Source organism: Priestia flexa, assembly GCF_021441905.1.
GTDB lineage: Bacteria > Bacillota > Bacilli > Bacillales > Bacillaceae_H > Priestia > Priestia flexa.
This window is the reverse complement of sequence record NZ_CP090431.1, coordinates 1,843,505-1,863,633: the sequence shown is the minus strand read 5'-3', so window position 1 is coordinate 1,863,633 and position 20,129 is coordinate 1,843,505. Positions and strand designations below refer to the sequence as shown.

The 20,129-nt window shown below is 37.8% G+C and carries 20 protein-coding genes and 2 pseudogenes; 16 read left to right on the top strand and 6 right to left on the bottom strand.

Annotated features, from left to right (window positions below; genetic code table 11):
* Position 1: 1 nt before the first annotated feature.
* On the top strand, positions 2 to 388 hold the full coding sequence (locus tag LZP85_RS09580; protein ID WP_119542760.1) for a hypothetical protein: 387 nt from the start codon (positions 2 to 4) through the stop codon (positions 386 to 388).
* Between the two features lie 78 nt (positions 389 to 466).
* On the opposite strand, the pseudogene LZP85_RS09575 reads toward LZP85_RS09580, so the two are convergent.
* A pseudogene (locus LZP85_RS09575) lies at positions 467 to 742 on the bottom strand (hypothetical protein).
* 282 nt (positions 743 to 1,024) lie between these two features.
* Here LZP85_RS09575 and LZP85_RS09570 point away from each other — a divergent pair.
* Positions 1,025 to 1,258: a hypothetical protein gene (locus LZP85_RS09570; RefSeq protein ID WP_197414243.1), complete on the top strand. Its 234-nt coding sequence runs from the start codon at positions 1,025 to 1,027 to the stop codon at positions 1,256 to 1,258.
* 78 nt (positions 1,259 to 1,336) lie between these two features.
* A pseudogene (locus tag LZP85_RS20890) lies at positions 1,337 to 1,520 on the top strand (hypothetical protein); the annotation flags it as partial.
* Positions 1,521 to 1,552: 32 nt separating this feature from the next.
* Here LZP85_RS20890 and LZP85_RS09565 read toward each other — a convergent pair.
* The 3 genes from LZP85_RS09565 to LZP85_RS09555 form a co-directional block, all read right to left on the bottom strand.
* Positions 1,553 to 2,941 (bottom strand): Sau3AI family type II restriction endonuclease, encoded by a 1,389-nt coding sequence (locus LZP85_RS09565; RefSeq protein WP_061786537.1) that lies wholly within the window; start codon positions 2,939 to 2,941, stop codon positions 1,553 to 1,555.
* Positions 2,942 to 3,077: 136 nt separating this feature from the next.
* The gene (dcm, locus tag LZP85_RS09560) at positions 3,078 to 4,373 is read right to left on the bottom strand and encodes a DNA (cytosine-5-)-methyltransferase (RefSeq protein WP_234562189.1); all 1,296 of its coding nucleotides are present in this window, start codon (positions 4,371 to 4,373) and stop codon (positions 3,078 to 3,080) included.
* Positions 4,374 to 4,531: 158 nt separating this feature from the next.
* Entirely contained in the window at positions 4,532 to 5,161 is a 630-nt protein-coding gene (locus LZP85_RS09555; RefSeq protein WP_234562187.1) for a hypothetical protein, read from the bottom strand.
* Between the two features lie 476 nt (positions 5,162 to 5,637).
* Between LZP85_RS09555 and LZP85_RS09550 the strand changes: the two genes are divergently transcribed.
* Together LZP85_RS09550 and LZP85_RS09545 are read left to right on the top strand one after the other, a co-directional pair.
* Positions 5,638 to 7,548 carry an endonuclease MutS2 gene (locus LZP85_RS09550; protein WP_234562185.1) on the top strand — a complete coding sequence of 637 codons (1,911 nt, stop codon included), beginning with the start codon at positions 5,638 to 5,640 and terminating at the stop codon, positions 7,546 to 7,548.
* A gap of 5 nt (positions 7,549 to 7,553) precedes the next feature.
* Positions 7,554 to 8,015 carry a GNAT family N-acetyltransferase gene (locus LZP85_RS09545; protein WP_242531517.1) on the top strand — a complete coding sequence of 154 codons (462 nt, stop codon included), beginning with the start codon at positions 7,554 to 7,556 and terminating at the stop codon, positions 8,013 to 8,015.
* A 776-nt stretch (positions 8,016 to 8,791) separates the two neighbouring features.
* On the opposite strand, the gene LZP85_RS09540 is transcribed toward LZP85_RS09545, so the two are convergent.
* Entirely contained in the window at positions 8,792 to 9,082 is a 291-nt protein-coding gene (locus LZP85_RS09540) for a DUF3784 domain-containing protein (RefSeq protein WP_224840234.1), read from the bottom strand.
* A gap of 194 nt (positions 9,083 to 9,276) precedes the next feature.
* On the opposite strand from LZP85_RS09540, the gene nagE reads away from it, so the two are divergent.
* The 6 genes from nagE (at position 9,277) to LZP85_RS09510 (ending at position 14,470) form a co-directional block, all read left to right on the top strand.
* Positions 9,277 to 10,653, top strand: a complete 1,377-nt coding sequence (gene nagE, locus LZP85_RS09535) for an N-acetylglucosamine-specific PTS transporter subunit IIBC (RefSeq protein WP_206833601.1) — start codon at positions 9,277 to 9,279, stop codon at positions 10,651 to 10,653.
* Positions 10,654 to 11,034: 381 nt separating this feature from the next.
* Positions 11,035 to 11,961: a class A beta-lactamase gene (gene bla, locus LZP85_RS09530; RefSeq protein WP_206833637.1), complete on the top strand. Its 927-nt coding sequence runs from the start codon at positions 11,035 to 11,037 to the stop codon at positions 11,959 to 11,961.
* A gap of 105 nt (positions 11,962 to 12,066) precedes the next feature.
* Entirely contained in the window at positions 12,067 to 12,609 is a 543-nt protein-coding gene (locus LZP85_RS09525; protein WP_119542772.1) for a DUF4241 domain-containing protein, read from the top strand.
* A gap of 223 nt (positions 12,610 to 12,832) precedes the next feature.
* Positions 12,833 to 13,150: a PadR family transcriptional regulator gene (locus LZP85_RS09520; protein WP_119542771.1), complete on the top strand. Its 318-nt coding sequence runs from the start codon at positions 12,833 to 12,835 to the stop codon at positions 13,148 to 13,150.
* The gene (locus LZP85_RS09515; protein WP_119542770.1) at positions 13,147 to 13,860 is read left to right on the top strand and encodes a DUF2812 domain-containing protein; all 714 of its coding nucleotides are present in this window, start codon (positions 13,147 to 13,149) and stop codon (positions 13,858 to 13,860) included. The genes LZP85_RS09520 and LZP85_RS09515 overlap by 4 nt, the downstream gene beginning before the upstream one ends.
* A gap of 403 nt (positions 13,861 to 14,263) precedes the next feature.
* On the top strand, positions 14,264 to 14,470 hold the full coding sequence (locus tag LZP85_RS09510) for a DUF5316 family protein (RefSeq protein ID WP_206782637.1): 207 nt from the start codon (positions 14,264 to 14,266) through the stop codon (positions 14,468 to 14,470).
* 84 nt (positions 14,471 to 14,554) lie between these two features.
* On the opposite strand, the gene abc-f is transcribed toward LZP85_RS09510, so the two are convergent.
* Complete coding sequence (gene abc-f / locus LZP85_RS09505; protein ID WP_206833600.1) at positions 14,555 to 16,198, bottom strand: ribosomal protection-like ABC-F family protein; 1,644 nt, start codon at positions 16,196 to 16,198, stop codon at positions 14,555 to 14,557.
* Positions 16,199 to 16,564: 366 nt separating this feature from the next.
* Between abc-f and LZP85_RS09500 the strand changes: the two genes are divergently transcribed.
* From LZP85_RS09500 to LZP85_RS09480, 5 genes are all read left to right on the top strand, one after another.
* On the top strand, positions 16,565 to 17,488 hold the full coding sequence (locus tag LZP85_RS09500) for a DMT family transporter (RefSeq protein ID WP_119544174.1): 924 nt from the start codon (positions 16,565 to 16,567) through the stop codon (positions 17,486 to 17,488).
* Positions 17,485 to 17,973 carry a GNAT family N-acetyltransferase gene (locus LZP85_RS09495; RefSeq protein ID WP_119544175.1) on the top strand — a complete coding sequence of 163 codons (489 nt, stop codon included), beginning with the start codon at positions 17,485 to 17,487 and terminating at the stop codon, positions 17,971 to 17,973. The genes LZP85_RS09500 and LZP85_RS09495 overlap by 4 nt, the downstream gene beginning before the upstream one ends.
* A 10-nt stretch (positions 17,974 to 17,983) precedes the next feature.
* Positions 17,984 to 18,220 (top strand): hypothetical protein, encoded by a 237-nt coding sequence (locus tag LZP85_RS09490; RefSeq protein WP_119544176.1) that lies wholly within the window; start codon positions 17,984 to 17,986, stop codon positions 18,218 to 18,220.
* A gap of 550 nt (positions 18,221 to 18,770) precedes the next feature.
* Positions 18,771 to 19,193, top strand: a complete 423-nt coding sequence (locus LZP85_RS09485) for a hypothetical protein (RefSeq protein WP_119544177.1) — start codon at positions 18,771 to 18,773, stop codon at positions 19,191 to 19,193.
* A 104-nt stretch (positions 19,194 to 19,297) separates the two neighbouring features.
* Entirely contained in the window at positions 19,298 to 19,999 is a 702-nt protein-coding gene (locus tag LZP85_RS09480) for a DUF554 domain-containing protein (protein WP_119544178.1), read from the top strand.
* Positions 20,000 to 20,129: the final 130 nt, after the last annotated feature.

Here is a 20,129-nt window from a genome sequence, read left to right as displayed (position 1 = left end):
GATGGAAGGAACTGAAAGCAAAACAGCGTTTATGTTTGAGCGCGTCTCGCCGCAAGAAGACTTGACGGATAGAACCCAACAATTTACAGAGCTCACGGATAAAATTGCCGCTATTGACGACGCATTGGAAAAGAAAATCCAGAAAATTGTAGTGGAAGACGATAGCAAAGGTAAAGTAGTAAACGCGATTGTAGAAGAAGCAAAGGAACAAAAAACAAAAAGCATCGCGCTTTTAGAAACGGTAGAAGAAGAAATTGAAAAGCTTGTTTCATCTTACAATGAACAAGTCGATGCAATAAAAAGTCAAAGCATGATGATTACATACAGAGAAATGATGTATTCTACTTCACCTTTTGGGAACGTGCCGAAAGGTCCACCTTATAAGTAATGAAGAGTAGTAGAGAAGTTGAAAATCCCGCTATTAACATAAAGTTGATAGCGGGATTTTTTATGGTAAACATAAGTATTAAACTTTCTCTTCACTTCCAATTAATGATGTTCCGTATGAATTATCAATGACGCATAGCCAGTTACATCTTGATTTTTTTGGAACAATTGTATGGTTGCAGTGCTGAGCAATTTTAATGAATGCCCACTTAATTTCCTCTTTTCCACGAGCTATTTATCCCGGCTTGATTGCTAAAATAGTATTCTCAGTATAGTACTCCATTAATTCATCAAAGCGTTCAGCTTTAACTAACAAATTACATTCTTTAATAATTTCTTTTAACTCATGCTCCATCTCAATTACTCCATTCCGTCAAAATAGTGGTAAGTTCTTCATGTGCGAACTACTTTTATCGTAACATGAATAAGTTATGGATTTTTTTAAAAATAAAATGTAATATTTGTTAATTTAAGTAGTTAAAAAGTATGAAAAAAGGTCCGATATAATTAAAAATGGATATGAAATACGTTACCTCATACGTGAAATATAGTAAAGAAGTCTTGAGTGAAATCAGTATATTCTGTATATTGGATAGTAAGTGAATAAACAGATAAAAAGTCAGGTAGGAGAATGCCTATGAAAGAAACGAAAAGAGAGCGCTTTATCCGCGTAGCGGAAGCCAGAACAAACAAAATTATTGCTTTAATGGAGCTGCTTGGAAACTGCTCAAACAGAAATAACTACGAATACACGGACCAAGAGGTTGCGACCATTATGAAAACGCTAGATATGGAACTTGCGGCGCTGAAAGCGAAGTTTGATCAGCAGAGTGGGAAGAAGAGGGACCGGTTTAAGATTAAGGCAGATTAAAATATCTGCCTTTTTTATTAATAAGGCTCTGTTAAAGGTAAATGTTGATATTTGAAACCACCTCTAAATCTTATTATAATTAATTTTATGCCACCAGAAAACGAAATTAGTGCAATTGCATCAAATCTTTCTCAAGATAGTACAGTTCGCAAAGAATGGGCAGTGTGTAGTATACGGTCCGATGTTACAACCTGATGGGACGTTAAAGCAAGTGCAGCCTGTAGTAATTAATATAAGTAGTTTAAACGGTAGATTGAATTAATAAAAAGTAGCGGTGTATGAACCGCTACTTTTTTAATATAAATCTTTAAGTAGAGAAGCAATATAAGTATCATTTAACCAATAGCATTGCTTTGTAATCATTTGACCGTCTGGTAGTGTTATTTTATCATTGCTATTTTGAGCTTTAGGGCGAATATGGCTTACACCGTTAAAATCCTTTTTAGGAAAGTTATTATGTGTTCTAGATGATTTGCCGTAAGGCTTTTCTTGGATAACAACACCGTTTTGAAGAATGGTATTTACTTCTTGCCATAACTGTTTCATCTTGGTTTCAATTGTATTAACAGGCATATTCCAAAGTTTAATACCTTTAAAGTATACTTCTCGGTTCGGATTCTCTTTTTCAGTTTCTTTATATTGAAATACAACGAATAAAAACTTTGTGTCATAGAAAGTTTGTCGAAGTTCACTTTCTTCCCAACTTTCTGTAGCCCAAGCATTAAAGTCTATATTTTTAAAAGACATACTTTCTTTAGGAACGCCATTAGGTTTTAGTCTAATTGTTTTAAACTGAATATTTGCTTTGGAAAACTCTTCAATTCCATCTAATTTCGTACCTTTAATACCAAGCAAAGAGCTAATAATTTGAGGAATAAAACTTTTAGCTTTAGGATTACTGTTAACGTTCAAACGTGCAGCCATCTCTGTAGGTGTTAGTCCTTTGTATGGTGCAAACCTATCAGCTAAAATTTCTTCTAATGATTTCTTTTTTAACTCGTTAGCCGAGGTAAAACTAACTAATTGATCGCTATGTAAATATTTTCTTACTAGAGCAGTCATATACGATTGTTTTAAAGAAAAAGCTCGTTGCATAGCACGTAGAGGAGAGTTAGGTTGTTCCCGCAAAGAATTTTTATTAGCTCCTTTAGAGCAAGCACCGAGGTAGTTTGTATCTCCCTCAGATAGTTCATGAGCTTTTCCTGCCTTAATTTTATTAACTATTGTGTGCCAATCTTGTTTAATAATTTCTAAATCCGCTTCTGGAAAAGTAAATAAAATACTTTTAAACACCTTTAAATCTTCGCGCTCTATACCTGGAATCCATTCGTAAAACATTAATAAAAGGTTTTGATTTTTTTTCCAAAAGCTTGATGTTTCAAACGTGTACTTAACTTCTTCCATGTAATTAATAATATTAAGTACCAATCTTTCTTTTGCAGAGAATGTTTTATTTTTGTTTTGCTTAAAAGGGGTCACTTTAAGTTCTAAGTTTAAATGTTCAAAGTCTGGTCGAGCATCGGAATTAATCTTATAGCCAAATAGGCTCTCTTCAATAACTTGACCAAAGCCCCCCTTAGAATTTTTGTTAGAGAGTCGATTATAAGAGTCTATTTCTTTAAATGTTTTTCCTTCAGCTTCTTTTGCTTTCAACATTACTTCATCAGTTGTTAGATATTCCATTGCTTAACTCCTTATACTATTTGTGTTTTTACAATTAAAGGATATAGTGTAATTATAATATATCAAGGTATATATTACTAGATTTGGTGAATAATATAAGAAAAAGGCTTCTACATTAACCGTAGAAGCCTTTTTCTTATAACATTGTTGGTTGTTCAAAACCTTGTTCGTAAAATTTTTCCATATCTAGATTATAAATCTCTTTAATTCTTTCACCCATTAATGCTACTAGTCCTACAACTAAAGCATTTCCCATACAAAAATATCGAGTTCTTAAAGGCATCCCTGTTTCAGTCCATTTTGCAGGAAAGTCATTTAATCGTTCACACTCTTCTGGTGATAAATAACGAAGGCGTTTAGTATAAGGATCTTCAATAACGTGTGAACTGCGGTTTGAAGTACCTTCACTAGTTAGCATTGTTCTTCCTGGCAGCGTAAGGAGGTCTGGAAAGGACATTCCACCTTCTGAATAAATATATTTATGGCCTGTTTGTGCAATTCTCTCAATTTTTTTCGGACCTTTAAGGTATTTTAATTCTTCTAGTTCAGTGCGTCCTTTTTTATTAATCTTCGATTCATCAAGGTAAAATCTCTCATCTACTGGACCGAGTTCTTGATAAATTTCTTCGACTACTTCACCCAAAGTTTTTGGCGATTTTGTCAGAGGAATTAGTTCAGCTGTATAAACTTTACCATCACGCATAATACCTGCATTTCGATAATTTTCGCTAAACTCATCGGAGACATCGACGATATCACGTGGTAACGTAACAGATTTATCTTTATGTTTTAATGAAGGTTCTTTTTCAACTTTAAATGAAGGAGCAAAGAACCCTTTTTTATGAAGAATATCTTTTTCATCTAATTTAGCTTGCTGTGTTGCAAATTCAGTTTCAACTGTGTAAGCAAAGATAAAAACTCTGCGTCTGCGTTGAGCAAAACCATAATCAGCTGCATTAATTACACGCCACTCAACGTAATAGCCAGCATCACGAAATGCTGTTAACATTATAGAGAAGTCTCTTCCACGTTGTTTAGAGGGTGATTTTAACAATCTATCTACATTTTCTAAAAGAACGTATTTTGGCTTTTTATATTGGACGATGTTCATGATTTCCCAGAACAGAACCCCTTTTTTACCTTGAATACCTTTTTCACCAGATAAGGAACGTGCAACCGAATAGTCTTGACAAGGGAAACCACCAACTAATAAATCGTGATCTGTGATGTCTTTCCATACTTGCGCGATGTCCTCATTTACATGAGACGAGTCATCTCCAAAGTTTTCTATATAGCAGTTAAACGCATGCTGACTTTTAGTGGATGGCTCCCATTGATTCATCCAACTAACATCAAAACCTCCTGCGTTTTCTAAGCCTAAACGAAATCCGCCAACACCGGCAAACAGTTCAGCTACTTTAATATCTTTCATTACCAAATAAGAACATCCTTTCGGTTTAGAATAAAGCTTACCTTCTATTATAATAAAAATTGCTAGAAAGATCAATAGGAAAGAACCAATAGTAGTAACTTTTTAATTATACAATATGGAAGAGAAAAGATGATCAACTTAACTCGAGCTAAATTTAATTATTCTGTTAATCCTTCCCCAACCAATTCCCCATAATGCCCAACCTCAATGCCATCAACTTCTCTCGCAACCACCGCAGCATCCACCATCGACAGCTGCGCAGCATAAATTACGTGGTCTGGATACGCTTTTGTTAGCGCCGCTAAACCTTGAGACACAGCATCTAGATACTCTCGTTTTTTTCCGTTCATAATCAGATGAAAAGTATTAGGAAGTAGATGAGACTTAGCTTCTATAGAAGAGTCAAATTTAGCTAATGCTTGCATGGTACCGTCAACTGTTTGAGGATTAGTAAAGGCAAGAATAGCAGGCTTTTTTTCAGTTTTTAGCTGTGAAAATAATAGTTCGTCAATTTTAATAATGGGAACGGAGAGGTCCATTAGCGGTAGGTGGGCTGTGAAAAAGGTGCATGTGACTAAAATAGCATCCATGTGACAAGAAGAAATCCAGCTCATTGTATTGGCGAGCTTACTTTGAATAAATCCCGGTTTAAAGTGAGCATCAGCTTTTTGTCGGTCGAATCCGGGTTCGACGAAATGAATGAGTTCAGCTTGATGGGAGCTAAGCATTTTTTCGATGACTTCGATGTTTGAGTGGTGTGCATGTAGGCAAGCGATTGTTTTGGGCATAGTATCAGTTCCTTTTTTCGTTTACCCCATCATATCATGGATAAAAAAGGGCAGCTGCCTATTTACATGAAAAGACAAATATAATATGATAATAGCAACAATGAAAACGTCAATGAGACGAAGTCAAAACTAGACGAGGTGCTTTTATGAGCGGGGTAGTATCGAAATAGGATTAATTTAGCTAAATGAATACACGAGACGAAGGTGCGTTTTTAAGAGAAAAATGCGTAACCTTTAGTTTGTGTTGAATTCATTTAGACGCCTATGAAGATACCTACACCCCATACAAAGCGTATTCACCGCAAGCAATTGCGTTTGTTTGGTGATACATTTATGCCTTGTATACGTGCGAAAGCTGTGGGATCTAACTGATTCTGCAGTTTTTTTGTTTATTTTTAGTATTATATGTTGCTCATTGGCTTCTCATTGAGTAGGTATCTTCATTATGAACACCATCATAGTGAGGAGTAAAAAAGATGAATGAAATGACATTTGAAACATTGCAATATCGTGAGTTAAAGGAACTTGTGAAATCTTATTGCGTTAGCGGTTTAGGAAAGGATTTGCTTGATCGCTTACAGCCAAGCGCATCTCTTGACGTTGTCAAAACGCGCCTGCGCGAAACGACAGAAGCAAGAAGATTATTAGATGCAGAAAGCCACGTACCTTTAATGGGAATCTCAGCAATTAAGCATATTATGACAAAAGCTGAAAAAGGCATGCTTTTAGAAGCGAGTGATTTACTTGAGGTGTCTGACTTTTTACGAGGGTGTCGCCGAGTAAAGACGTTTATGCTTGAAAAAGAATTCTTTGCCCCGATGCTGTCGTCGTATGCGAAGTCCATGACGGAGTTTCGGACTATTGAAGAAGAAATTAACGCAGCGATTAAAGGCAATCGAGTGGATTCAGAAGCGAGTAAAGAGTTAAAGCGAATTCGTCGCCATATTGAATCAACAGAAGCAACCATTCAAGAACGCTTAGCAAAATTTTTGCGAAGCGGTGCGAACAAAGACTATATCCAAGAATTTTTTGTGAGTAAAAAAGATGATCGCTACACAATTCCTATAAAAGCTTCTTATAAAAAGCACGTGCAGGGAACAATTATTGAAGTCTCATCAAAAGGAACAACGGTCTTTATGGAGCCAACCGTCGTTGCAAAATTAAACAACGAGCTTGCGACGTTAAAGGTAGAGGAATCTGTAGAAGAGTACCAAGTGCTTGCGACGCTCTCAGGCCTGGTAATGGAACAGCTTCCTGCCATTAAAATCAACGTTGAGCTTATTGCGCAGTATGACATGGTATTCGCCAAAGGAAAGTATAGCCGCAGCATCAGCGGGGTTGAGCCTGGATTAAATGATCATGGTTATATCAGCATAGTAGATGGAAAACATCCGCTTTTAAAAGGAAATGTTGTACCTTTGAACTTTACAATAGGTGAAGAATATCGAGGGCTCATTATTACAGGACCAAACGCGGGTGGGAAGACCGTTGTATTAAAAACGATTGGACTGCTTACGCTTGCTGCGATGTCAGGATTTCATATTGCGGTGGGAGAAGGAACAGAAGTTTCTTTATTTGAACGAATTTTTGTCGATATCGGTGACCACCAAAGTATTGAAAACGCGCTAAGTACATTTTCATCTCATATGAAAAACATGGCGGACATTTTAGCAAGTGCAAATCACCGGACGCTGCTTTTATTTGATGAAATCGGAAGCGGTACAGAACCAAACGAAGGTGCAGCTCTTGCCATTTCAATCATTGAAGAGTTTTACCATAAAGGATGCATGACCGTTGCAACGACGCACTACGGAGAGATTAAGCGATTCTCTGAAATGCATCCTGACTTTATGAACGCGGCCATGAAGTTTAACAGCGAAACGTTAGAGCCACTTTATCAGCTAGTCATTGGAGCGTCAGGTGAAAGCAATGCGCTTTGGATTTCGAAAAAAATGAATGTGAGTGACGCGGTTATTGAGCGAGCAAAAGCGTACATGGCACATAAAGAATACAACTTCACGCTTGTCGATGAAAACAAGAAACGAAAGCCAAAAGTAGTGGAACAACAGCAAGAAAAGCTGTATGACTATGAAATAGGTGATAAAGTAACGCTGTTAGATGAGAAAGAATCTGCTCTTATTTATAAAAAAAGAGATAGCTACAATAACGTGACCGTGTTCTATAATGGAGCGTTTAAAGAAATAAACACTAAACGCATTGAGCTCGAATTGCCAGCAAGCGAACTGTATCCACCTGGTTACGACCTAAACTCACTTTTTGTTTCGCATCAAGAGCGAAAGATGCAGCACGACTTTGAGCGTGGTTCCAAAAAAGCGCTCAAAAAGGTTGAAAAAGAAATTCGTAAGCAAAAAGGAGAGAATAGGTAATTGAATTGGCGTTTCAAGACGAGAAGTTCAGTGATCAAACGGAACATAGACTTGTCCACTGTCTTCGAGAGTCCACCGAATGGATTGAAGAGCTATCGCTTGTGTATGAACTGCATGGAGAAATTGTGGGGCATGTTCTGTTAACGAAAGCGTATATTGGCACAGAGCGAGCAGAAACGCTGGCTCTCGCGCCGGTATCCGTACTGCCAGCACATCAGAAGAAAGGTATCGGTACACAATTAATCAATAAAAGTTTAGATGTAGCCGCTAGATTAAGGTTTGGTTCGGTTATTGTGCTCGGACACCAAGCTTATTATCCGAAGTTTGGCTTTGTAAAAGCATCTGCGCATGGAATCAAAGCCCCATTTGAAATAGCGGATGAATTGTTTATGGTCAAAGAGCTACGTCCACATGATTTAGATCATGTAAGCGGAGTGGTGGAATATTCATCTTGTTTTGGCGGGTGAATTTTAGTCAATCTCCCAAAGATGCAAAGTCATATCAAACATCGAATTAACTTATAAAAAGAGATAATTTGTACAAGATTAAAGCAATATGTATTACTAAGGAGGTGCTTAGCATTTATAAAATCTCTATCCTTGGAAATGCATGTGCTGGAAAAACGACGCTGAGTCAAAACCTTAGTAAGAAGCTAAAGGTTCCGACCTATAGTATTGATGAAGAGTTAAAAACTTTAAAAACAACACCTTTTCCAACGAGACAACAAATCAGACATTTTTCTCGAGAACTAGGTAAGTTAATGGGAAAAGACAGTTGGATTATAGAGGGATGGTGCCCTCGAGCTGTTTATGAGAGCCGATTTCAAGAGTCAAATATAATTATTTTTTTGGATGTTCCTCGTCTGTTTGTATGGAGAGGATGCATAGCCGTTTACTAAACGGGAGCTTAACCAATAACATAAAGCGAAAGATAGTAGATCGAGCAACAGATAAAATATGTACAGTTGAACAACATGTTAAACCGGTTATTTTAAGCTTAATGAATAAGTATTGGAAAAAGGATCAATCAAAGACTCTTCTTCACCTTACTGAAAAAAGTAACGAAGAAGAGTTAATAAGAAATTTGAAAGAAATTCATGCATAGGTAATAGAAAGAAAAGATTGGCTGTAGCCTGGTGAAGTGTCACTATTAAAAGTAAGCAGCTGGTCAACATAGTATCGTTAGTAAACCAACGAAGAAAAGAAGCCCGCTCAGACCGAAAATCTGAGCGGGTTTCTTATGTCTATCTTTTCTTAAACCGATTGCCTGTATTCAAATAAATGAGCGCAAACACAATTGATACGACAAACACTATGATACCAATAACTAATAGCAGCTGGTTGGCGAGCACTTCGCTTAAACCTACCAGCAAAATCCCAAGCGAAATGGCATACATGATCTTGCCCATAAATTTACATAGAGCCACCTCATCGTATTCCGCTTTTTTCTCAGCGGGTAAGGTATTATAGCCGGCGATCAAAAAACCACCTTTTCCTTTTGAAAGAACAAACGCGAGAATAAGAAAAGGAATCAAAATAATAAAAGGAACAATCGCTTCTCCGATAAGAATTCCTCCTTTTTAGGGTTTCCTACTAGACTATACGACGAGCGAATTGAAAGGTTTCATATATTTGAAAAAAAACAACTTGTCTAAGCAGATAGCATGGGCTAATAAAGAAAACGCTTACATAATTATGTAGTATATCCTAAAAAAGAGGGGTGTTTGTTATGTTAGGTTTTCTTCAAAAAATCGGTAAATCGTTAATGCTTCCGATTGCGATTATGCCTGCTGCTGCGCTTTTGCTCCGGCTAGGTCAAGATGATTTCTTAGGTATACCATTTATATCGGCGGCGGGTAACGCTGTTTTCGGGCATTTAGCTCTTTTGTTTGCGATAGGAGTTGCGATTGGATTTTCAAAAGATGGCAGCGGAGCCGCTGCGTTAGCAGGTGCTGTCGGGTACTTTGTACTGACAGAAGGAGCGGCTGCTATTAATGAAGAGATTAATATGGGCGTGCTTGGAGGAATTATCGCTGGGGTCATTGCCGGGCTTTTATATAACCGCTATCATACTATTAAATTACCAGACTGGCTTGGCTTCTTTGGTGGAAAACGTTTTGTGCCAATTGTCACATCGCTTGTGATGCTTGTGTTGGCTTTTGTGTTTGGATATGTTTGGATCTTTGTTCAGCACTTTATTGATAATATTGGTGAGTGGATTATTGGAGCTGGAGCAGCGGGAGTCGGAGTATTTGGGTTCTTAAATCGTATGCTAATTCCGCTTGGCTTGCATCATATCTTAAATACGCTCGTTTGGTTTGAGTTTGGTGAGTTTACAAACGCTGCGGGTGAAGTTATAAAAGGAGACCTATGGCGCTTTTTAGCAAAAGATCCTTCTGCGGGAATGTTTATGACGGGCTTTTTCCCTATCATGATGTTTGGCCTTCCAGCAGCTGCATTTGCCATGGTTGCCGCTGCGAAAAAAGAGCGTCGAAAAGCGATGATGGGTGTATTTGCAGGTTTAGCACTTACCTCGTTTTTAACAGGGATTACGGAGCCAATTGAATTTTTATTTATGTTTTTATCGCCGGTGTTATACGTGATTCACGCTATTTTAACCGGTTCTGCTATGTCGATTACGTACCTGCTTGATATTCATCACGGCTTTGGATTTTCAGCGGGAGCCATCGACTACTTCTTAAATTTTGGAATTGCACAGAAACCGCTGCTTTTAGCCGGTGTTGGCCTCATTTATGCGCTGCTGTACTTTATGATTTTCTACTATTTAATTATTAAGCTTGATCTAAAAACACCGGGGCGTGAAGATGAAGTAGAAGGAGAATTTGAAGAAAGCGGAGCGTTAACAGGTAGTTACGGTGACCTTGCGAAAGCTTACGCAGAAGCACTTGGCGGAAGAGGAAACTTACTTGAAGTGGATAATTGTGTGACGCGCCTTCGTTTAAAAGTCAAAGATACGAGTATCATAAATGAAGTTGAGCTAAAAAGGTTGGGAGCGAAAGGTGTACTAAAGCTAAGTGGCCAAGACCTTCAGATTGTTGTTGGAACAGACGTTGAGTTTTTAGCAAATGAATTGAAGAAGATGTAAAGAGAAGGAGTTACTCGTGATGAGTAGCTCCTTTTTTTACTATTTATGCCAGAATAGTAAAATATAACATTTCGATAAGGAGAGATGTCATGAATTCAAATCTCCAAACGTCTAAACCAGTAAAAGTCGTAGTGAAAAAGAAGCTACTGGACACTCTTGATCACTTTTACCTTCATTGTGCAGAGTGAAGAAGTCCAAGCTTATAAATTAATAGAGCTCTTTCTATTAAAAGAAAGAGTTTTTTTATGGATTAGCACCATTAATAGAAAGAATATTCAGATTTATATCATGTGAGTATCATACATATCTCACATCAACGACTCCTAAGAAATGGTACCATAAAGCTATCAGTAAAATGACTAATTAGGGAAAGGTTGGATGATTATGACACTAAAGAAGTGGATTTCTAATCGTTTAAAATTAAAAAAAGTCGCCCCTGTCTTATTTCTTTCATGCGTAACGCTTGTTGGCTTTTCTGGAGGGAATATATCATCAGCTGAACTTAAACATGAGACTACAATCGAAAGAAAACTTGCTAAGCTTGAGAATAAGTACGACGCTAAGCTTGGTGTCTATGCGTTGGATACAGGTACAAATAAAACAATTGCTTACCGTCCTAATGAACGTTTTGCCTATACGTCTACTCACAAAGCTTTAGCCGTTGGGGTGTTGCTGCAGAAAAACTCCATTAAAGACCTTGATAAACGAATTACATATACGCGTGATGATCTAGTGAACTACAATCCCATTACAGAAAAATATATTGATGTGGGAATGACGCTGAAAGAACTATCTGATGCATCGCTTCGCTATAGTGATAATACAGCTGGAAACCTTATTCTTGAAGAGATAGGTGGACCGATAGGGTTTAAAAAAGCTCTTAGAGAACTAGGAGATGACGTGACAAATCCCGTGCGAATTGAGCCGGAGCTTAATGATGTACCGCCAGGCGAAATCGCTGATACGAGTACGGCGAAAGCACTAGCTACGAGCCTGCAAGCTTTTACTTTAGGAGATGCACTTCCTGTTGAAAAACGTGAGCTTTTAATTGACTGGATGAAGCGAAATACTACAGGAGATGCATTGATTCGTTCAGGAGTACCAAAGAATTGGGAAGTAGCGGACAAAACAGGGGCAGGATTATATGGAACGCGTAATGACATTGCCGTCATTTGGCAAAAGAAAGGTGATCCTATTGTTCTTGCAGTGCTTTCAAGTCGTAATGAAAAAGATGCTTCGTACGACGACAAGCTTATTGCAGAAGCAACAAAAGAAGTAGTGAAAGCATTTAAAGGTAAAAGCCAGTAAGGTGATAATTTTTAACAATTTATAAAAAAGTAAATCAAAAATGGTACTATGTTTTTATAGTACCATTTTTATTAGAAGTAAGATAAATAGTTAGGGGAATACAAGATGAATAGTGAAAAATTAGGTAGCTTTCATGTGACTGGTCTTCAGCTTATCATTTCAGACCCGTGTTATCCAATTGATTGTGCAGTAGACGATAATGAAGATTTTGCATGGCAATTAGACTCTGCTAAAAAAGGTGAGTGGACGGCAACAGTTTACTATTACGATGATTTTACGATAAGTAAATTAGTAGCTACGCAAACTGAGTTTGAAATGACTGATAATTGGATTGACACTGGAAAAGAAGTTGGAGTAGATTCAGCCACAGCAGGAATATTTGATGCATCTGTTTATGGAAGAGACGACGCAATTACATATGAAGTGGAAAATGTGCATGAGATTAATATGGATGAAGAAGGTCTTACGTATTATGTAGCTTGCTGCGATGCAGTCGCATCTTCTGAATATGAAGCTGGTATCGTCCCTGGTGGAGTTGTGTCGATGTCCGGCATAGGTGACGGTTACTATCCAGCTTACGTTCAATATGATAATCAAGAAATAGCCGCAGTATTATTAGATTTTTGGTTTGATGAAGAAGAGGAATAAAAACAAACTGCTTTTATATAAAAGTGTTAACCTTTATAAAGGTAATCTTCAAGTGCGCTCTCTTGTGAGAACGCACTTTTGTATTTGGAAGACCTACTTTCTGCTTTCATTAATCTTGAAATAAAATCCAATTTTAATCTAGACAGTTATATCACATTGTGATATATTTTATTTAGTTATATCGTAATATGATATATCTTGAAGTGATATAAGAGGTGAGGATTTGGGAAAAACAGAGCAGTTAACAGATTCAATGTTTTACATAATGGCAGCTTTAACAAAGCCAAGACACGGCTATGCTATTATGAATTTAATCGAAGAAACATCAAAGGGCACCATTACAATAGGGCCCGCTTCCATGTATACCATTATTAAGAAGCTGTTAGAAAAAGAATGGATTTACTTATACGATGCTTCAGATTCAAGACGTAAAACGTATTTCCTTACCGATTCAGGAAGAACTGTGCTTAGAGAAGATGTAACCCTTAGAAAAATGATGATTGAGCTAGCTGAAACGGGATTGGGGGAGGATGAAGAATGAAACAAACCAAGTACATCATGTCAGGTGGCCTTGCTTTTGCTGAAGAGAAGGATATGAAAAAATTACGCCGATTTTCTTTAAAAGGATGGCACGTTACTGGTTTTAAATTTTTGGGGTACACGCTTGAAAAAGGAGAAAGCTCAGACTATATCTACAGCGTAGACTACCGATCCCTTGAAGTAGGAGAAGAAGATGAATACTTTGATGTTTTTGCATCCGCCGGGTGGTCTCACGTAACTTCAGAAGGAGATATTCATTTGTTTCGAGCAGAATCTGGTACAAAAGCGATTTATAGCGACTCTGAGACGTTAGTTGAAAAATATAAAAGCTTGTCTAATTCCATGGGGTATATCGCGATTTCATTAGTAGTACTCACAGCGCTTGCGTGGTTGGGAACGATGATGAGCTCTGGAGTTTTACATTCGCTGCTGACTGTGATTGGTATCGTGCTAACAGTTGTTGCCTTTCCAGCAACTTTGACTGCCATCGCATCCTATAATAATAAATGGAAAGTGGAGGAAAAGAAGGGTTTGGTTGCTTTGTTGAAAATTATACCAGCTGCTCTTGTCATAATGGCAGTTCTTGTCTTGGTATTGGGTGATTATGACTCAGCTCGTCTGCTAGCCTATATGATTATTGGAGGAACTGTCTTTCCAGCAGTGATCTGGCTGATTATGTCTTTATTTCATAAAGTGAGAAACGAAGCTTAAATGAATAGCTCAAACAGAGAAAAGCGATTAGACTCTTTAGTTTCTAATCGCTTTTTCTTGTCATTCAAGTTTACTAGAAAAAGTGAATAATTGAATAGTAGTGAAACTTTTCAAACCTAAAATACTTATATGTAAATAAATACTAAAAATGGATATGTTAAACATGAATAATCAGCTTTTAGCTGGACTAGTTGTGTTACTTGTTATGTCTGTGGCTTTCAACATATAGCAATTTATTCAACTGAAACGATATTAGCTACATAACCGTACCAAAGCATCTTGGCACGAGGTAATGAACTTAGGAAACCCAATTAGTTTATTTTTATGGTGGGGGCTATGTTCAGGAGCTGTGATTGGTATATTGGTAGGAATTATAGAATTGTTTATATAAGGAGGATCCTGTATGGTGAAGTTATTTCTAGTAATTGGTATAATCTCTATCATCATTTCTGGAATTTCGATTGGAGCTTGGGTCAATGGAGAGCAGCAAAGAGCGAACTTTCACTCTGAAACGGCTGAACATCGCAGCGTTAAAACAAAGGTATCTATGGTGTCTGGGTTGGTAGGGTTTTTAGCGTTAAGTATTGCTCGTTTGATTTACTTTCTATAAAAAGAGACAAAAGCCTTACTGAAAAAGTAGAGCTTTTGTCATAATGAAGAACTTTTACAAATACTTTTATCTAGTAGTGAATGCTTATTGTAACTCTTTAATTCTCTTCGTTAGTTCCACAAACTTCAAATCCAATTCTGTATAATCCTTATGATTGGGTGTGAGAAAACTTAGCTTCCCAAGCACTTCCTGACGCTCGGTTTCAAGGGTTAAGCGAAGCTTTTCTTTATCATCGATGTTGCTTGGCTTATCGCCTGATGTTTGTAGCTGCTTGTTCATGCGTTCATTTTCAATAATTAGCTGTACAGTAGTAACCTTTTCAACGAAGTAGCGGTCATGGGAAACGACTAGCAGCGTTCCTTTGTACTGCGCTAGCGTTTTTTCAAGCTGTTCTCGAGAAGGTAAGTCAAGGTGATTGGTGGGTTCATCTAAAATCAGAACGTCTTTTTCTTCTAGAATGTACTTCATCAGTTTACACTTTACGCGTTCACCCATGCTCATGTTCGCAATTGGCTCGTTCCACTGTGACGCCACAAAGCCTAAATGCTTCATTAAGTTTTGAACGTGTCCACGAGCTTCAAATGTTTCTCGATGAAAAAGCTCCTTTGGCGTTTGGTCAAGCGGAAGGTCAAATACTTCTTGCGTTAAGTACCCAATTTGAGCGGAAGGGGAAATCCATAGTTCGCCTTTTGTCGGCGCTTCGATTTTCATTATCATTTGTAAAAGCGTCGTTTTTCCGCTGCCGTTAGGACCTATAATCGCTACTTTCTCACCGTGCTGAATCGTGAAGTTTGCTTCTTTAAATAAGACACGGTCTATAAATGATTTTTCCAGGTCTTTTACTTCCAAAAAGCGCTTGCCGTGCTTATGAGTTGAAGTAAATGAAAATTGTACCTGATACTCCTCAGCGGGAGCTTCTGTTTTAAACTTTTCCAGCTCTTTTTCAAGACGCTTTTGTTTTGACTTCACCTGTGAATCTAAACGCTTGGCTTTGACGCGGTGATATTCTTTAAAACCTTCTTCTTTTGTTGATTGTGCATGACCTGACTGTGACCAAGCGGTAAGCTGATTCATTTGATTGTTGATGCGCTCTTTCATTTTTTGTTGCTTTTCGTATTCTCGCTGCTGGGTAAGGCGAGCTTGTTCACGGTGTTTCATATAGCTGCTGTAGTTTCCACTGTGCACAATAATTTCTTGATTCTCAATTGACCAAATTTTTGTTGCGACCTGATCTAAAAAGTAGCGGTCATGAGAAACGAGAAGAATGGTCCTCCGGTATTTCTTTATCTCTTTTATTAAAAGCGCCGTGCTGTCCGCATCTAGGTGGTTGGTAGGTTCATCTAACAATAAAAGGTCAGAGTAGCTCGCTAAGCCTCTTGCAAGGCGAGCTTTCAATTTTTCTCCGCCGCTCAATCGTTGAAAGTTTCCAGTTGGAACATTCCATTTCTTTAAAAGCGTTTCTTCTGATGATGACACGTCTTCAAATGAGTAGGAGCTTGCTTCTTGCTCGACCATAGAAATGGAAAGGTTGGGCTGAAAGTGCTGAATCTTTCCATCTGTTGGATTCATATCTCCAGTTAGTAAGCGAAGCAAGGTGGATTTGCCGGCACCGTTTTTACCGATAATGCCTATAATGTCACCCTGTTGAATACTTACATTCACATCTTTAAACAGCGTGTATTCATCTAACTCAAGCTTCAATTTTTGTAATTGTAGTAGTTCTAACATCGAATCATCCCTTCAGTACAGGGAGAATGAAAAAATCCTCCCAATTTCATTGGAAGGATTAGTCGAGTCCGCATTATTGTCCCGCATAAATAAGCCTATAAACATAGCGCTTGTAGGAATGATTAAAAAATGGGCAGACTAATCCTAAGTTTTTAAGACTTGAAATTATGAAATTTCAAACGTAAAAATTTAGGTTAGTTATCCATTGTTCATCCATCATTCCTCTCATATTTGTTAGTGCAAATTGTAGCATGCTTACATACAATGAGCAACCCTATTTAGAAAATAAAGCCTTTTTCAAGATTTGTTACGTCCCGTTAGGATATTTATGGTAAAATAAATTCAATTTTATAGGAGGTGCAAGGAATGAATCACAATCAAGCATCTCTCAATTCTTCATCTGCTAAGCTGAAGATGATTGTATCCATGGTTATTTTTGGTTCAATCGGCTTTTTCTCAGAGCGGTCTAATTTACAGTCAGTGGAGCTTGTTTTTGTTAGATGCGTGTGCGCGACGCTATTTTTAAGCACTTGTTGGGTGTTAACTGGAAAGTATAAAGAAGAAAAGTGGAGTAAAAAAGATGTTTTTCAAACGTTAGTGTGTGGCGTGTTTCTTGTGTTAAACTGGGTGTTTTTATTTAAAGCATTTGAACAAACGTCCGTTACGGTTGCTATTTCAATCTATCATTTGGCACCGGTGTTTGTTTTGCTTTTAGGAGCTATCCTTTATAAAGAAAAGTTAACCCTTATATCGGTTATGTCACTGGGGATTTGTTTTATCGGTACTCTTTTGGTTTCAGGGATTAATGCTGGTACATCAATGAGCGATTTACTTTCTTCAGGGGTGGTTTGGGGGCTTTTGGCTGCGTTCTTTTATGCATTCACTACGCTAGCAGGTAAAGGGATTAGAGAGCTAAGTCCTTATGCAACAACGTTTTTACAAACCCTGGTTGGAATCTTTATGCTGATTCCGCTCGTTAGCTTTCACTCTTTTTCTGAGCTATCTTCTATTAACTGGATAGTTGTAGCTACAACAGGCATCATACATACTGGTATAGTCTATTTGCTGTTTTTTGATAGTTTACGATTTTTATCGTCAAACGTCATTTCGGTTCTCGTGTTTTTAGATCCAGCGGTAGCTATTCTACTAGATACGCTTCTAACAGGCTTTAGACCAGATATTTTACAGAGTGTTGGCATTGTCCTCATTTTCGGAGGCATGGGGTTGACGATGATGAAAACGAAAAAGAAACCAGACTATTCATATCGTGAAGGGGAGAGTGTGAAATGATTGATCTTAAAATTAGACCCGTACATCCAAATGACGCAGAGGCTGTTCATGAAATTAGAATTCAGCCGTCCGTTGCGCGCCATACGTTAGCGGTACCTTCAGAGCGTGTGAAGACACCGAGCGAATTTATGAACAGTATGAATCATGATACGCATTTAATGGTGGCAGAGATTGAGGATAAAGTGGTTGGGATGGCTGGTCTTCATGTTAAACCAGGAAAGCAACGTCATATTGCTGTAGTGGGTATCTCTATTCATGCAGACTATCACGGAAAAGGTGTCGGCAGTGCTCTTATGGATTCACTACTGGACATTGCAGACAACTATTTAGGGCTGATCCGCTTAGAATTAGAGGTTAATGTCTCAAATAAAAAAGCAATGAAGCTCTACGAGAAAAAAGGGTTTCAAGTAGAGGGGCAACTAAAAAAAGCGCATTTCTATGCAGGTGAATATCATGATGTGTTCATAATGGGAAGGGTGAAGTGAGGGGATTAGGTTGGCAAAGTTTGTAGAAAAAGGTTTTATATATGGTCTTGTTTTAGGCTTTTGTATAGGCGTGTTTTTTGTACCTTATAAAGAGGTATTGGACTCAGGAGAAGGATTCATTGAAACGTCACACATGGAACTTATTGACGTATTCATGGTTTTAATGCGAATCTGTGCTGCTAGTGGTCTTAGCGGAGCTGGAATTGGTTATTACTTATATGTTGATAAAATGAAGCACTCTAAGTAGTGGAGTGTTGTGCCGAGATTGAGACATAAGTAGTTCAGCCCCTACTATACCTGAACAATTGAGAGTTCACAACTTTTAATCGTTCAGGCTTTTTGTTGAGTGGGAAAAACCAGTTTGGAAACAGGGTGGAATGGAGCGTAGAAAACTCGACTCCTCCCCGCGGAAAGCGTGTGGCGTAGCGCAATGGAACGAACGTGTTCAGACAAACTAAAGAGATGGGAACAGCTATTGTTCGTCTTTTTGAAGCAATCATTTTGTTATGTCCCAAACTCATTTTTTATTAATTAATTAAGCCCCTTATACGTGTTACTATTTTCCTAACGATGAATTTTTCCAATAATTTTAAAATGTATAATTATTTTCACTTTCTTTTATTGAAACTATCGGAAAATCTGATTATAATGAGGTGTGTAAATTTTTCCATTATTTGAATAAGCTGATACTTATGCCTGTTTCTTTGAAAAATTAGGTCAGCCACCCTTTACTGGTTATAAAGCGTTTATTCCTGTGAGAAAAATAGAGAAGTAAGATGATATAAAGGGGATTATAAATGAAGAAAGTACTGCTTGTAGCTTTTGTTTTTATATGTATAGTGGGCTGTTCTTTTGGTGGGAAAACAGAAGTGGAAGGACAAGCTGTTTTCTCTGATGAAGGAAAAGAGTGGAGTGCTGAATACATATATGACCACAAGCTTTATCAAGAGCGCAAAACAAATTGGGTAACGCTAGAGCCAAAAGAGATTCAGCTAACGCCAGAACAATTGAAATACATTACGGTTGAAATTCAAACGAGTGATGGTGATACGGTAACGGGAAACGTAAAAGCTATGATGAATAAATTGGACGATAACGCTGTTTCTTTTTTAGTTGGTACGCTTAATGATCGAACATGTAAAGAAGATGTATTTAAAATGAAGATTATCTATAAAAATGAGGAAGAAGTACTGAATTTAAAGATGGCAGAGGATGAGTAAAGAGAAGGCTTGTTGAAATGTTATAAAAATAATAAAAACATTTCGAAATCGACTAATACGTAGTATGATGATGGATGTACATACAGCGTGAAAGAGGTATAGAGATGGTTTTATTAGGAACGCTTGCAAATGGATTAGGCATTATTGTTGGAACGCTTTTAGGGAGCTTATGTCGGAACATTCCTGAAAGCATGAAAACTACCGTCATGCAGGCAATCGGATTAGCAATTGCGGTATTAGGAATTCAGATGGGCATGAAAAGCGAGCAATTTTTACTCGTGATTTTAAGCCTTGTTATTGGTACAGTAGCTGGTGAAGCGTTGAAGCTAGAAGAGAAGCTTTCGTCAATTGGCTCTTGGATTGAAAGCAAGGTAGGAAGCGGTCAAGGAAGTGTTGCTGAAGGCTTTGTAACGGCAACATTAATCTTCGTTGTGGGAGCAATGGCCATTATCGGTGCTCTTGATAGTGGTATTCGCGGCAATCATGACGTGTTGTATACAAAAGCCGTAATGGATGGATTTATCTCGCTGTTACTAAGCACAACGCTTGGGATTGGCGTTATTTTTTCAGCCGTTGCTGTCGTTTTATATCAAGGGTTAATAGCTCTTTTTGCTGCACAAATTGATCGATTAGTTCCAGATGCACTGATGGATCAGCTTATTATCGAAATGACGGCAACCGGTGGCATTATGATTCTAGCAATCGGCTTAAATTTAATTGGAATTACCAAAGTCAAGGTGGCGAATTTGCTACCGGCAATCGTTGTTGCTATTTTATTAGTGACGGGAATGTATGCTTGGATGTAGTAGACCTTTTATCAGAAGGTCTACTTTTTTGCTGGAAAATATGGATGAAAAGCTCGTTCTGTTGTGATTACTATATAAAATACGCGTACGGGGAGCAGTGAGGTGCTTTAAGTAATCCGTTTGAAAAAAT